Origin of the sequence: Prosthecobacter sp. (genome assembly GCF_044227185.1) — a bacterium.
Classification (GTDB): Bacteria; Verrucomicrobiota; Verrucomicrobiia; order Verrucomicrobiales; family Verrucomicrobiaceae; genus Prosthecobacter.
In genome coordinates this window covers 746226-759808 of the sequence record NZ_JBGAFO010000001.1, presented here as the reverse complement: position 1 = coordinate 759808, position 13583 = coordinate 746226, and the positions used below count along the sequence as shown (strand labels likewise).

Annotated in this window: 14 protein-coding genes; 12 read left to right on the top strand and 2 right to left on the bottom strand. The window is 62.4% G+C overall.

Going from position 1 to position 13583, the window contains the following annotated elements:
* The first annotated feature begins 106 nt into the window (after positions 1-106).
* Positions 107-1459, top strand: coding sequence for a sulfatase-like hydrolase/transferase (locus ACILSQ_RS03245; RefSeq protein ID WP_395742146.1), 1353 nt, complete (start codon positions 107-109; stop codon positions 1457-1459).
* 126 nt (positions 1460-1585) lie between these two features.
* Here the strand turns inward: ACILSQ_RS03245 and ACILSQ_RS03240 are convergent, their stop codons facing one another.
* A complete protein-coding gene (locus tag ACILSQ_RS03240) occupies positions 1586-1987 on the bottom strand; it encodes an HNH endonuclease (RefSeq protein ID WP_395742145.1) in 402 nt (133 codons plus the stop codon).
* Between the two features lie 2 nt (positions 1988-1989).
* Complete coding sequence (locus ACILSQ_RS03235; protein ID WP_395742144.1) at positions 1990-2247, bottom strand: hypothetical protein; 258 nt, start codon at positions 2245-2247, stop codon at positions 1990-1992.
* A gap of 111 nt (positions 2248-2358) precedes the next feature.
* Here ACILSQ_RS03235 and ACILSQ_RS03230 point away from each other — a divergent pair, with 111 nt between their 5' ends.
* The 11 genes from ACILSQ_RS03230 to ACILSQ_RS03180 all read left to right on the top strand — a co-directional run bounded on the left by ACILSQ_RS03230 (position 2359) and on the right by ACILSQ_RS03180 (position 13574).
* The gene (locus tag ACILSQ_RS03230) at positions 2359-3702 is read left to right on the top strand and encodes a sulfatase-like hydrolase/transferase (RefSeq protein ID WP_395742143.1); all 1344 of its coding nucleotides are present in this window, start codon (positions 2359-2361) and stop codon (positions 3700-3702) included.
* A 17-nt stretch (positions 3703-3719) separates the two neighbouring features.
* Positions 3720-5195: an arylsulfatase gene (locus ACILSQ_RS03225; RefSeq protein WP_395742142.1), complete on the top strand. Its 1476-nt coding sequence runs from the start codon at positions 3720-3722 to the stop codon at positions 5193-5195.
* 86 nt (positions 5196-5281) lie between these two features.
* Complete coding sequence (locus ACILSQ_RS03220; protein WP_395742141.1) at positions 5282-6706, top strand: sulfatase-like hydrolase/transferase; 1425 nt, start codon at positions 5282-5284, stop codon at positions 6704-6706.
* 80 nt (positions 6707-6786) lie between these two features.
* Positions 6787-7122 (top strand): hypothetical protein, encoded by a 336-nt coding sequence (locus tag ACILSQ_RS03215; RefSeq protein ID WP_395742140.1) that lies wholly within the window; start codon positions 6787-6789, stop codon positions 7120-7122.
* Between the two features lie 110 nt (positions 7123-7232).
* Positions 7233-8096 (top strand): CFI-box-CTERM domain-containing protein, encoded by an 864-nt coding sequence (locus ACILSQ_RS03210; RefSeq protein WP_395742139.1) that lies wholly within the window; start codon positions 7233-7235, stop codon positions 8094-8096.
* A 421-nt stretch (positions 8097-8517) separates the two neighbouring features.
* Positions 8518-8676, top strand: coding sequence for a hypothetical protein (locus tag ACILSQ_RS03205; RefSeq protein ID WP_395742138.1), 159 nt, complete (start codon positions 8518-8520; stop codon positions 8674-8676).
* Between the two features lie 51 nt (positions 8677-8727).
* Positions 8728-8883 (top strand): hypothetical protein, encoded by a 156-nt coding sequence (locus ACILSQ_RS03200; protein ID WP_395742137.1) that lies wholly within the window; start codon positions 8728-8730, stop codon positions 8881-8883.
* Between the two features lie 46 nt (positions 8884-8929).
* Positions 8930-9259, top strand: a complete 330-nt coding sequence (locus ACILSQ_RS03195; RefSeq protein ID WP_395742136.1) for a hypothetical protein — start codon at positions 8930-8932, stop codon at positions 9257-9259.
* A 77-nt stretch (positions 9260-9336) separates the two neighbouring features.
* On the top strand, positions 9337-10080 hold the full coding sequence (locus ACILSQ_RS03190) for an RNA polymerase sigma factor (RefSeq protein WP_395742135.1): 744 nt from the start codon (positions 9337-9339) through the stop codon (positions 10078-10080).
* Positions 10081-10092: 12 nt separating this feature from the next.
* Positions 10093-11931: a protein kinase domain-containing protein gene (locus ACILSQ_RS03185; protein WP_395742134.1), complete on the top strand. Its 1839-nt coding sequence runs from the start codon at positions 10093-10095 to the stop codon at positions 11929-11931.
* 20 nt (positions 11932-11951) lie between these two features.
* Positions 11952-13574 (top strand): sulfatase, encoded by a 1623-nt coding sequence (locus ACILSQ_RS03180; protein ID WP_395742133.1) that lies wholly within the window; start codon positions 11952-11954, stop codon positions 13572-13574.
* The last annotated feature ends 9 nt before the right edge of the window (positions 13575-13583 follow it).

The window sequence follows — 13583 nt, the reverse complement described above, 5'->3', positions numbered from 1 at the left end:
GGACGGTTCTTGTTCTGCAGTGGCGCGGTGGCTTCCCCGCAAAGAACGGCAGCGGCTGGCAACTCGGCTTAAAGATCACACCCGTTGCCTTCGTTCCCCAGCCGCCATGAAGTCTCTCCTCGGCCTCCTTTCGACACTCGCCCTTGTGCATTCCTCATTCGCCGCCGGGCGGCCCAATGTCATCCTCATCATGGCGGATGACTTCGGCTATGAGTGCGTCACCGCAAACGGCGGCGAATCCTACCAGACACCGAATCTCGACAAGCTCGCGGCCTCAGGCGTACGCTTTGAAAACTGCCACGTGCAGCCGCTCTGCACCCCCACGCGTGTCCAGCTCATGACGGGGCGCTACAACGTGCGCAACTACCTCAACTTCGGCACCCTCCTGCGCACGGAGACGACCTTTGGCCACCTCATGAAAAACGCCGGCTACGCCACCGGCATCTGCGGCAAGTGGCAGCTCGGCGCTGAGCTGGACTCACCGCAGCACTTCGGCTTTGACGAGGCCTGCCTCTGGCAGCAGACACGCCGCCCGCCGCGCTACGCCAACCCCGGCCTCGAATACAACGGCGTGGAGAAAGACTTCACCCATGGCGAGTACGGCCCCACGCTGGTGAACGATTTCGCGCTGACCTTCATCACGGCCAACAAGGAGAAGGCCTTCTTCCTCTACTACCCGATGATCCTCACGCACAATCCCTTCCAGCCCACGCCAGACAGCCCGGACTGGGACCCCACCCTCAGTGGCGAAAACAAACTGCAGTCTCCCAAACACTTTGCAGACATGACCGCCTACATGGACAAGATGGTGGGCCGCGTCGTAGCGAAGCTCGACGAACTCCACATCCGCGACAACACCCTCCTCATCGTCCTCGGCGACAACGGCACCAACACCGGCATCACCAGCAGGTTCAAAGGCGCGGACTACAAAGGCGGCAAAGGCAGCACCACCGCAAATGGCACCCACGTCCCTCTCATCGTCAACTGGCCCGCCATGATGAAGCAGGGCCGCGTCTGCGCCGATCTCGTCAGCAGCACCGATTTCCTCCCCACGATCTGCGCGGCCGCCGGAGTCAAGGTGCCCGAAAACGTGGACGGCGTGAGCTTCCTCCCCCAGCTCAAAGGCGAAGCCGGCACACCGCGCGAATGGCTCTACACCTGGTACTCCCCGCGCCAGAGCCAGGACATGACCGTGCGCGAGTGTGCCTTTGATCAACGCTTCAAACTCTACCGCAGCGGGAAGTTTTACGATCTCAGCACCGATCCAGGAGAGAAACAAGATCTCACCGATGCTGCCGGCGATGCCGCCGCCGCGAAAACGAAGCTGCAGGCCGCGCTGGATCGCTTCAAGGACGCACGGCCAGTGACGCTCGATGAAAAATTCATGGCATCTGGCAAAGGGAAGGACAAGGCGGAGAAGAAGGGCAAGGGAAAGAAAAAGCAGGGGAAGGCGGAGTGAAGCGGCAAAAGCAGCCTTGTTGCTGTGCAACAAGGGGCCGCTCCGCATCGCCCATTTCCCACGGCCGACGGCTGATGGATGTCACGGAGGGGTGCGAGACGCACTCCCAGGTCCGCGGGAACAAGGCTACTTTAAGTCTCCTGCCTCTCGCAGAGCTTGTCGAAACGACATGCGTTTCACAGAGTTCATGTCGAGTACTTCGACGGTGGTTCTGCCGATGGCGGTGCAACCAAGGATCTCAAGGCCTACAACGGAAAAGTGCTCCCCCCAGACATCCTCACGAGGATGAAACAGTCGCGTCATTAGCCCGGTGGATGGATCAAATCCGGAGAGATTGGAGCCTTTGTGCAGGTTGCAGTGCTGGCAGCAAAGGCCGAGGTTCCCAAGATCATCGCCACCCTTGTGCTTGCGAGGGATGATATGCTCGACGTGAAAGCGTGACCACGCTTCATCCTGCTGCCGCATTTGGCAGTATTCACACCGTTCATTAGCCCGGAGACGCACCTGTCGCCGCTCATCGGTCGTCATGGTCAGGCTTGAGCGAGCATTTTTCGGGCTGACGCCTGCAGCCCGCTGATGTACTGCCCCACCCACACAAACATCTCGTACTCAGCACGCTCATCGGCGGACATCTCGCCCTCATTGCACTTGTCCGCCAGTTCGTCGATTCTCTGCTGCACCTCGTCGCTTGCCTTCATCGCCACGATGCGACGCGCCGACTGCGGCGTCAGGCATTCCGTCATCGGATGCAGAGAATTCTCAAGAAGTTCAAAAGCTGCGTGAGACATGCTTCAATTATCCCGCCAGACCACCGCCGTGCAAGAGGCAAATCCCAACGTCCTTTCGTTCACGCCCTCGCCTTTCCTGACAAATCGCCCCCGCCCGCTCGTTCTCACGCGATGCTTCGCTTCATCGCCCTGCTCGCTCTTCTCAGCGGCACGCTTCACGCCGCCCCGCCCAATGTCGTTGTGATCCTGGTCGATGACCTCGGCTACGAGTGCATCGGCGCCAATGGCGGCGCGTCTTACCAGACGCCGAACCTGGACCGCATGGCGCGTGAGGGCGTGCGCTTTGAGCAGTGCTACGCGCAGCCAAACTGCACGCCCACAAGGGTGCAGATGATGACGGGCATGTCGAACGTCAGAAACTACGTGCGCTTTGGTTTGCTGGAGAAATCGCAGACCACCTTTGGACATCTGTTTCACGAGGCCGGGTACGCCACCTGCATCACCGGCAAATGGCAGCTCGGTCAGAATGACGGCGGCCCGAAGCATTTCGGGTTCGACGAGCACTGCCTGTGGGCCTATCTCGATCACGGCAAGCGCTATGCGAATGCGAGTCTGGCGGTGAATGACAAGCTCCAGGCCATGGAAGGCCAGTATGGTCCGGATGTGTGCCAGGCCTTTGCGTTCGATTTCATCCGGCGCAATCGCAGCAAACCCTTCTTCCTCTATTACCCGATGATTCTGACCCATGGCCCCTACGAGGCCACGCCGGACAGCAAAGACTACGGGCAAGCCGCCGTGAAGCAGAAAAAAGGCGGCCAGCAGCACTTCGCGGACATGGTCGCCTACATGGACAAGCTGGTCGGCGCGCTCACGCAGGAACTGACCACACTCGGCCTGCGCGAAAACACCCTCATCCTTTTCACCGGAGACAATGGCACCGGCCGCGGCACCACCTCCGCCCTGGCAGACGGCAGCGAGCAAGCGGGCGAAAAAGGCAGCACCACGCGCGGCGGCATGCATGTGCCGCTCATCGTGAGCTGGCCCGGCACGATGAAGCCCGGCAGCGTCTGCCCCGACCTCGTGGACATGACCGACTTCCTTCCCACAATCTGCGATGCTACGGGCATCTCGCCACCGAAGACGCTGCCGCTTGATGGCCGCAGTTTCCTCCCGCAGGTGCGCGGTGAGAAGGGCAGCCCGCGCGACTGGATCTACAGCTACTGGGTGCCGCTGCGCGACAGCCAGATGGCAAATGTGGGCGCACGCGGCGCCGTGGAGCAGGCCTTTGATCATCACTACAAGCTCTACAGCACCGGCAAATTCTTCGAGCTCGACCACGATGTGGAGGAAAAGTCACCGCTCCAAGTGGCGGACCTCAAGGGCGAGGCCGCCGCCGCCGCGGTCAAACTGCAGGCGGCCCTCGATCACTTCAAAGACGCCCGCCCGGCGGAACTCGACGAATACGCGAAGCAGAGGAAGGAAAAGAAGAAAAAGGGCAAGGATAAGGCCGAGTGACTTCACCTCACGAACTCATGCGTCCGCTTCTGCTCATCCTCTCGCTGTGCTGCCTCGCGCATGGATCATTCGCCGCACCGCCGCGCCCCAACATCATCTTCCTGATGTGCGATGACCTGGGCTATGGCGATGTGCATTGCCTCAATCCCACGCATGGAAAGATCGCCACGCCGGGCATTGACCGGCTGGCGGCGCAGGGAATGACTTTTACAGATGCGCACTCGGGGTCCTCAGTCTGCACACCCACGCGCTACGGCGTCATGACGGGGCGCTACAGCTGGCGGACGAAGCTGCAGAGCGGTGTGGTGGAAGGCTTTGCGCCGAGCTTGATCGCGGCAGACCGCCCCACGGTGGCCAGCTTCCTCAGGAGCGCGGGCTACCACACGGCCATCATCGGCAAATGGCATCTCAACTTTGAGTATCTCGACCCCAAGACCGGCAAAGCTTACAGCGCCAAAGACTTCAACACCCCGCCCGTCGGAGCCAGGATCCCCGACGGTCCGGTCGCGCGCGGTTTCGACTACTACCACGGCTTTCACCACGCGCGTGACATGGAGGCGGTCATCGAAAACGACACCGTCATCGAGCATGACGAGGTGGTGCACATGCTGCCGCGCCTGCGACGCAAGGCCGTGGAGTTCATCGACTCGAGAAAGGGCAAGGAGCAGCCCTTCTTCCTCTATCTGCCGCTCGGGTCGCCGCATACGCCCATCGTTCCCGCACCCGAATGGAAAGGCAAAAGCGGCCTGGGAGATTACGGTGACTTCGTCATGCAGACCGATGATGTCGCCGTCGCGGTGGCGGAGGCATTGGAACGCAATGGCATGACGGAAAACACGCTTATCATTTTCACCAGCGACAACGGCTGCTCGAAGGCGGCCGGCATCGACAAACTCGCCCGGCAGGGCCACCTCGTCAGTGCAAACATGCGAGGCTCCAAGGCGGACATCTGGGACGGCGGGCATCGCATTCCCTTCATCGCACGCTGGCCCGGGCAGATCGCGGCAGGATCCACCTGTGATCAGCTCATCTGTCTCGTCGATTTCTTCGCCACCGCCGCCGAGGTCGTCGGCCGTCCGGTGCCTGCAGGCAGCTGTGAGGACAGCGTGAGCTTTCTGCCTGCGCTGAAGGGGCGGCCCATTGTCTCCACGCGTCACGGAGTCATTCATCACTCGATCAGCGGCCATTTTGCCTATCGCCAGGGGCCGTGGAAGCTCGCGCTGGCCAGAGGGTCCGGCGGCTGGTCCTCGCCAAACGAAAAGCAGATGCCCGCCGGCTCGCCCAAAGGGCAGCTCTATGACATGCAGCACGACATCGGCGAGACGACCAACCTCTTCGAAACAAAGCCCGAGATCGTGAGTCAGCTTCTCGACTTTTTGAAAGCCGACATCGAGCGTGGACGCAGCACGGAGGGTCCGGACTCCGCCAATGATTTTGCCGACATCGTGCTGTGGAAGAGTGAAAATGCGAAGAAAGGCAAAAAGAAGAAGTAATGTTCCCCGACTAAGTGCCGGGATCCCGTTTCAGCTTCGCGCCGGAGCCTCCTGAATCGCATTCCGGCCCCCAAATTCCCCCAACCATGAAGATCCTCCTGCTTATCGCGCTTTCGTCATTCCTGCTTTTGCATTCGGGATTTGCCGCGAAGCCAAACGTCCTCTTCCTCTTTGCCGACGACCTCACCTATGAGGCGGTGCGCGCTTTTGGGCATACGGACATCGACACACCGAATCTCGACCGCCTCGCCGCACGCGGCACCACCTTCACGCGAGCTTACAACATGGGCTCGTGGAGCGGCGCCGTGTGCGTGGCCAGCCGCACCATGCTGAACACCGGGCGCAGTGTGTGGAGCGCGGATGCCGTTTACAACACCACGGACAAGGAGCGCCAGAACGGCGTGCTGTGGCCGCAACTGATGAGCAAGGCGGGCTACAAGACTTACCTCACCGGCAAGTGGCACCTGAAGACCAACGCCGCCAAGTGCTTCGACGTGGCCGCCGACGTACGCGATGGCATGCCAAAGACCGTGCCCACGTCCTACAACCGCCCCATCGAAAACCAGACCGACTCCTGGAGCCCGTATGACAAGACTCTCGGTGGCTACTGGGAGGGAGGCAGGCACTGGAGCGAGGTGGTGCGGGATCACACGCTGGAGTTTTTCACCGATGCCAAGCAGCAGCAGAAGCCCTTCTTCATCTACGCCGCCTTCAATGCGCCGCATGACCCACGACAGGCCCCGAAGGAATACCAGGACATGTATCCGCTGAGCCGCATGCAGATGCCGCAAAATTTCATCCCCGAGTATCCCTACAAGGATGCCATGGGCTGCCCGCACACGCTGAGGGATGAAAACCTCGCGCCCATGCCGCGCACGGAGCTGGCCGTGAAGACGCACCGCAGCGAGTACTATGCGCTGATCACCCACCTGGACGTGCAGATCGGCAAGATTCTGGATGCGCTGGATGCGTCCGGCCTAGCGGACAACACGTGGATCTTCTTCACCGCTGATCACGGGCTGGCCGTAGGGCACCACGGGCTCATCGGCAAGCAGAACATGTATGACCACAGCGTGCGCGTGCCCTTCATCGTGGCCGGGCCCGGCGTGGACAAGGGCGCGAAAAACGACCGCGCCATCTACCTGCAGGATGTCATGACCACCGCGCTCGATCTCGCCGAAGCCGAGAAGCCTCAGCATGTCTTCTTTCACAGCCTGCTGCCGCTGCTGAAGGGCACGCAGAAGCAGTCCAGCTACGAGTCCGTGTATGGCGCCTACCTGGAGCTGCAGCGCGCCGTCACCCATGACGGCTGGAAGCTCATCGCCTACCCGAAGGCGAAGGTGCTGCGCCTCTACCATCTCTCTGAAGACCCGCAGGAGATGACAGACCTCGCCGCCAAGCCCGAGCACGCGGCGAAGAAAAAGGAGATGTATGAGCGGCTGGTGAAGCTCTCGGCCGATCTGGGAGACAAGGTGAATCTGCAGAAGGTCTTTGGAGAGCAGGAGCTCTGAGATAAGACACCTTTTTTCACAGGCCACGCAGAGTGGGCCGGTATTTCGGTAATCCCTTCATGAACCCGAACATCCCTGTCATGAAACATACCCTCCTCACCATCCTCCTTCTCTCCTGCTCCACACTGTGGGCTCAGACGGCAGCCCCCGCACCCAAGATCACCGCACCTGCCGAAGTGCAGCTCAGGGGCACGCTGGAGCAGCGCCTCGCCATCGGGGGCGAGACCACCGGCTGGGTGCTGCGCCACGGCGGTGGGAAAGAGCGCGTGCAGGTGCTCCTGCCTGCGGAGGCCTTTGGCTGGATTAGAGACGGCATGGTGGTGGCGGTAACCGGCGTCTATGGCACCAAGCACTACCCCGAGCGTGGCGAGGTGGCCGTCTTCATCGTGAAGAAGATCACCCAGGTGGTGCATTGAGCCATGTGCGCTTTTCAGCGGATGGACAAATCAGTAGCCGGGGGTAACATCATTCTGGTCTGCATCTTTCCGGATGCGGGCGCTGATTCCAAACCCTCACCGCAAAAGCCATGGCCAAATCCATCTTGGAAGCATCGCTGGACTTCATCCGCAGTGTGGAGGAAAGATTTCAGAAGGTCGAATTTACAGACCGCAACGGCCAGCGCATCACGGGGCTCCGCCCGTCCGAGCTGCTCGCCTTTCACAGTCTGACCGCGCAGATGACGCAGCAGCGCGAGAAGCCGGCCTACGAGATCGCGATCGAGCTGGAGGAGGATGCCCGTAAGTACGTCTTCATTTTCTTTGTGCTCGTGCCGCTTTTCCGCGCGGTCACCAGCAGCAGCATGGTCTATGTGGCCCCGGACGGCCCAGCAGGAGCCAGCCTCGCCTACGGGCGCTTTTTTGTCACAGATCCGGTGGAATTTGTCGATCTGCGGGATCTCACCCAGGCCGCCGACTACGGCAGGCTCCAGGGGTTGCTCAAGGGACGCGTCGTCCTGGTGGACATGGAGAGCAGCTTTGTCATGCCTGCGAAGGATGATCCGACCCGGTCCTACAGCTACTGCGAGGCGGAGATGGCCAAGATGATGCGCACCTACCACGCCATTCTCTGGAAGAGCGGCTGCCACAAGGTGCTGGTCTATCAGAAAGGTGTGAAGAGCCTCGTCTCCTACCCGCCCACCTTTGGCAAGGCTTCCTGCTTCATCGCCACGGCGGCCTGCTCCACGCCGGATGCATGGGAGGTGCGTGCGCTGCGTGCTTTCCGCGATGAGGTGCTGCACCGCTCCGCCTGGGGCCGGCTCTTCAGCCGCTGCTACCACCGCCTCTCCCCGCCGCTGGCGCAGTGGGTGACGGGCACGCAATCGCGGCAGCGGCTGGTGAGGCGCTTCTTTGTGAACCCACTGGCGCGATTGGTGCGCGGATTGAGGTTCTGACCCAGGATTGAGATTTTTCTCTTATTGTAGGCAAGCGGGGCAGCACGCTTTATTCATACCATTTTATAATATGATATGGTCTAATGTTCTGAATGGAACCGGTGAAATCCGTGCTGAGGACGTTCGGCCGGCCGTCGAGAGGCAAAGCAGCAGAGGTGGCAGAGATAAAATCATTCTCTGCTCCCTCTGCCTCTCCACCCCTTTGCGGTAAAATCGAATGTTCCGGCTGCTTCGAAACGAAAGGTCGTGGGTCGACCTCGTCCATTGCTCCAGCCGGGGTTGCCATCTCAGCGCATGCTGCTGGAAATTTTTTTCCGCCCCCGCGCAGAGTTGGGGCGCGGATGGGTAAACCAGTAGCAGAGAGGCAAATCTGCCGATCCCAAAACAAACAATAACACCAACTCAAACACACCCGCATCCCATGAAAACGACATCCCTCAAAGCCCTGCTGTTCCTGCTCACCCTGACCTCCCTCACCACCGCCCGCGCCGACGAATCCCTGGCCGATCGTGTGAAGGACTTCTTCAAGGAGCCCCGCAACACCCACGCGCCCACCTCCGTCGCCGCCGTCCGTGGCTGATCCCGCACACCCCCCACCATTCTCACATCCACCCTTCACCATACGCACCCTGTGAAAACACATCTCCTCAAAGCCACGCTTCTCCTGCTCGCTCTCACTTCACTCACCACCGCCCGTGCCGGTGAGTCCTTCGTCGATCGCGTCAGGGAAGCCCTCAAGGACCCGCCACGTCATGGCCCCCCCGCCGTCGCTGCCGTGCGTGGCTGATCCGCCCTCCTCACCCCTCACCTTCACCCCTCACCATCCACCTCTTATGAAAACGACTCTTCTCCATCTCTGCCTCGTGGCCGTCGCGGTCGCAGGCTCTCATGCCGATACCGTGCGTACGCTGCCCGTCTGCCCCCCGGATCTCCCGGACATGCCCCGGCCCATTCGCCCCTGCGTGCCGCTGCCACCCACCGCCGATCCCTGGGATCAGGTCGCGTTCCACGACTTTGACGACGGCCGCTGCTGGCACCGCCACCACCATCATCACCGCTGCCACGGCTTTGCCGTCACCGGAGACGATGATGGCTGCGTGCGGCAGCCCGGCGGCAAGCCCACCCGGCCCTTCCCTGTGGGAATGGCGGTGCTGGCCGCCTGATCCCAGGCGCAGCATGCCGGACGGCAGGCCCCTCACACGGGCTTGCCGTTTGCGCTTTGCCCCCTAGCCTGCGCGGCATGAGCAACGAGGGCGAAATGTTTCCGCAGACGCGCTGGTCGCAGCTTGCGCGGCTGAAAGAAGGTGATGAAACCACCAAAAGCGAAGTGCTCGGCACGCTCTACCAGCTCTACCGCAAACCCGTGCTGGCCTACCTGGCGCGGCGCGGCTTTGGCCACGAGAAGGCCGAGGATCTGGTGCAGGACTTTTTTCTCCACTCCATGCAGCACGGCCTCTTTGAAAAAGCCGAGAACTCGCGCGGGCGCTTCCGCGGCCTGATGCTCTCCGCGCTGCAGCACTACGCGGCTAATGCCCACCGGCATGATCAGGCGCAGCAGCGGCGGCCTGCTGGCGGGTTCATCTCCGCAGACGAGGTGCTGGCGGAGGGCGGCAGCACCGCCGTGCTGGGCGTGGACAGCCACACACCGGAGGATGCCTTCACGCAGTCGTGGGCGCGCATGCTGCTGGCGCGTGTGGTGGAGGCCCTGGAGCGCGAGTGCGCCGCCACCGGCAAGCAGGCGCACTTCAGCATTTTCAGGCGCTTCATGCTCCTGCCCATCCTCGATGGCGTGCCCGCGCCCTCCCAGCGCGAGATGGCCGATGAGCTCGGCCTCACGGAAAAGGAGGTGGCCAACCGCCTCGTGACCGCACGCCGCGCGTACCAGCGGCTGCTGCGCGAGGAGATCGCCCAATACGCGACGGACAGCGCGGAGGTGGATGACGAAGTGCGCGACCTCTTTGCCGCGCTGAGCCGCCCCGCATGATTTTTTTCTCTCATGTCATCCGATGATGCCAGCCCGCGCACCCTGCGCGATCTGCTCTCCGCCCTGAGGCGTGGACTGATCGACGCCGATAAAGCGCGCTCGTCCGCCCGTGGGCGGCTGGAGCGCGGCGGCCCGCTGGAGGCAGGCGGTCTGGCGGATCTGCTGGGGCTGAACGATGCAGGGCAGGGCGAGGACGAGCTGCAGCAGCAGCTCCAGAGCGAGTGCCAGTTTCTGGAGGGCGTCCCCTTTCAGCCAGGCTCCTGCATCGGTGGAAAATATGAGGTGCGCAAAATCCTGCGCGGCGGCTTTGGCCTGGTGTATCTCTGCCGCAGCCTCGCGCCGGAGCTGTATCACCGTGGCGACTCACTGGCCGCGCTGAAGTGCCCGCTGCCCCAGCACCTGACCGATCCCGAGCTGTGCGAACTTTTTGTGGCGGAGGCGGTGAACTCGGTGGCGCTCACGCCGCATCCCAATCTCGTGCTGGCCTACGGCGTGGAGATGCACAACCGCATTCCCTTCCTGGTGATGGAGCACATCACCGGCGGGCGGACCTTGGTGGAGGAGATTGAAAATGGCCGCACGGACTGGCGCACCACCCTCCGGCATGGACTCGACATGGCGCGTGGGCTGGCCCATGCCGCGCAGGAGGCTCAGCTGATCCATGGCGACCTCAAGCCTCCGAATGTTTTGATCACGGGTGATGGGGTGGCGAAGGTCAGCGACTTCGGGCTTTCACTCTCGGCTGATGCTGCCGGTGCCGATGGTCTCATCGCCGGCACGGATGGCTTTATGGCGCCTGAAATGGTCGCCCGCCGCACAGGTCGCAGCACGGTGGCGGATGTGTATGCGTATGGCGTCACGCTGCTGTGCGCGGTGCTGGGGCGTTTCCCCGAGGCAGCACGCCCTGGGGATCTCTGCACTGCCGCGCACATGCCCGAGCCGCTGGCCGCGCTGTTGCGCGAGTGCCTCGCCATCGATCCCGCTGCACGGCCCGCAAATTTCCAGATCATCGCTGCGCGGCTGGAGGGCATGTCCGGCTTCCTGCTCGGTGCCAGGCCATCTCAGCCCGCCGCACCCGATGCGCCGCTGCGGGCGGATGCCCTGGTGAATGCCGCGCAGACCTGGCTCAATCTCGGCCAGCCGCGCAAGGCCCAGGCCGAGGTGGAGCACGCGCTGCGCCTGAACTCCGCCAACTGGAAGGCGCATCAAATTCAAAACTGCATCCACCTGGAGCGGCGCGACTTTGACGCCGCCTACCGCAGCGCCAAGCAGGCCCGCCAGCTTGCCCTGGATGAACCCGGTCCTGCCGCCAATCTCGCACAGGCCGCGATGAGTCTTGGTCGCCGTGACGATGCTTTGACCTGGTTGGATCTGGCGCTTGAGCTTGCTTACGAATCCGGTCGCATGGGCGAGCTGGACGGCAGCTCGTTGCTGTTTGTAGAACTCCTGCCCGCAGAGCAGGCTCTTCAGGTGCTGGATGCCATCGTGACCGCGCAGCCCGGCGCCGCCATCACCTGGAACAACCGCGCCATCCTCCTGCGCCGCATGAAGCAGCCCGCAGAGGCGCTGGCCAGCGCGGACCACGCCATCGCCCTCAATGCCGCGTATGCCAAAGCCTGGACCAACCGCGCCAATGCGCTCATCGAGCTGCATCGCTTTGCCGAGGCGCAGACATCGGCCTCCACCGCGCTCGATCTCGACCCCTGCCTGCCCGGAGCTTACTGCGCCAAGGCCACCTCACTGGCTCAGCAGGGCCGCCTTCCCGAAGCGCGTGCCGCCATCCGCAGCGGCCTGTCACTTCTCCCGGCCGATCCGCTGCTCCTGCGCGCGGCGCAGGTGTTTGCGGAATGAGCCATTGACCAGTTAGAGGAATGTCCTTCAATTCTCTCGCCTTTGCCGAAGGAAGCTCTCCGGCGCTTCGTTCCCTCGCCATGCGCCCGCCAGCATCCGTCACCAAACTCAGTCTCCTCATCCTTTCGTCATTCGCTCTCGCTGCATCGTCCTTCGCCGCCGAGCCGCCGCCGAACATCCTCTTTGCCATCGCCGACGACTGGGGCGCGCATGCAGGTGCCTACGGCACGCCCTGGGTCAAGACACCGAACTTTGACCGCGTCGCAAAAGAAGGCCTGCTCTTCCGCCAGGCCTACACGCCCAATGCCAAGTGCGCGCCCTCACGCGCCTGCATCCTCACCGGGCGCAATTCTTGGCAGCTCAAGGAGGCGGCCAATCACATCTGCTACTTCCCGCCGGAGTTCAAAGGCTGGGGTGAGGCCCTCGCTGAGAAAGGCTGGAACGTCGGCTACACCACCAAAGGCTGGGGCCCCGGCGTGGCCAACGATGCCAATGGCAAGCCGCGCCAGATGACCGGCAAGCCCTACAACAAACGCCGTGCCGAAGCCCCCACACCCGAGATCCTGAACTGCGACTACGCCGCCAACTTTAGCGACTTCCTCGATGCCGCACCCGCAGGCAAGCCCTGGTGCTTCTGGTATGGCAGCGTGGAGCCGCATCGCGGCTACGAGTTCGGCAGCGGTGTGGCGAAGGGCGGCAAGAAGCTCACGGACATCGACCACGTTCCTGCCTACTGGCCGGACAACGACGTCATCCGCAATGACATGCTCGACTACGCCTTTGAGGTCGAGCACTTCGACCGCCACCTCGGCCGCATGATCGCCGACCTCGAAAAGCGTGGCCTGCTGGAAAACACCCTCATCATCGTCACCGCAGACCACGGCATGCCCTTCCCGCGCAGCAAGGGAAATGCAAACGTGCAGGCCAATCACGTGCCGCTGGCCATGATGTGGAAAAAAGGCATCCTCCAGCCCGGCCGCACGCTGAGCGACTTCGTGAGCTTCGTCGATCTCGCTCCCACGCTTATCGAGGTCGCAGGCATGAAGTGGTCAGACACCGGCATGGCCGAGTCCCCCGGCCGCAGCCTCACCGATCTCTTTGCCAACAAGCCCGCCCATGTGCGTGATCACGTGCTGCTCGGCAAGGAGCGCACCGACGTCGGCCGCCCGCACGACTGGGGCTACCCCATCCGCGCCATCGTCACCAAAGACAGTGTCTTCATCGAAAACTTCGAGCCCACCCGCTGGCCCGGCGGCAATCCCGAAACCGGCTACATGGACTGCGACGCCGGTGCCACCAAGACCTTCATCATTGATGCCCACCGCAAAAACCCCGCCGATCCCTTCTGGCAGCTCTGCTTCGGCTTGCGCCCCGGCACCGAGTTCTACGATCTCAAAGCCGACCCCGATTTCGTCAATAACCTCCCTGCCGATCCTCGCGCCACCGCCTTGAAAACTCAGCTCCACGCCGAGCTCTCCCAGCAGGGAGATCCACGCATGTCCGGCCAGGGTGCCATCTTCGATGAGTACAAACATGCCAGTCCCGGCAACGTCGGCTTCTATGAGAAATTCATGAGCGGCAAGCCCGTGAAAGCCAACTGGATCAATCAGAGCGACATCGAGCCCAAGCCCGTGCTGCCCTGAAACTTTGCG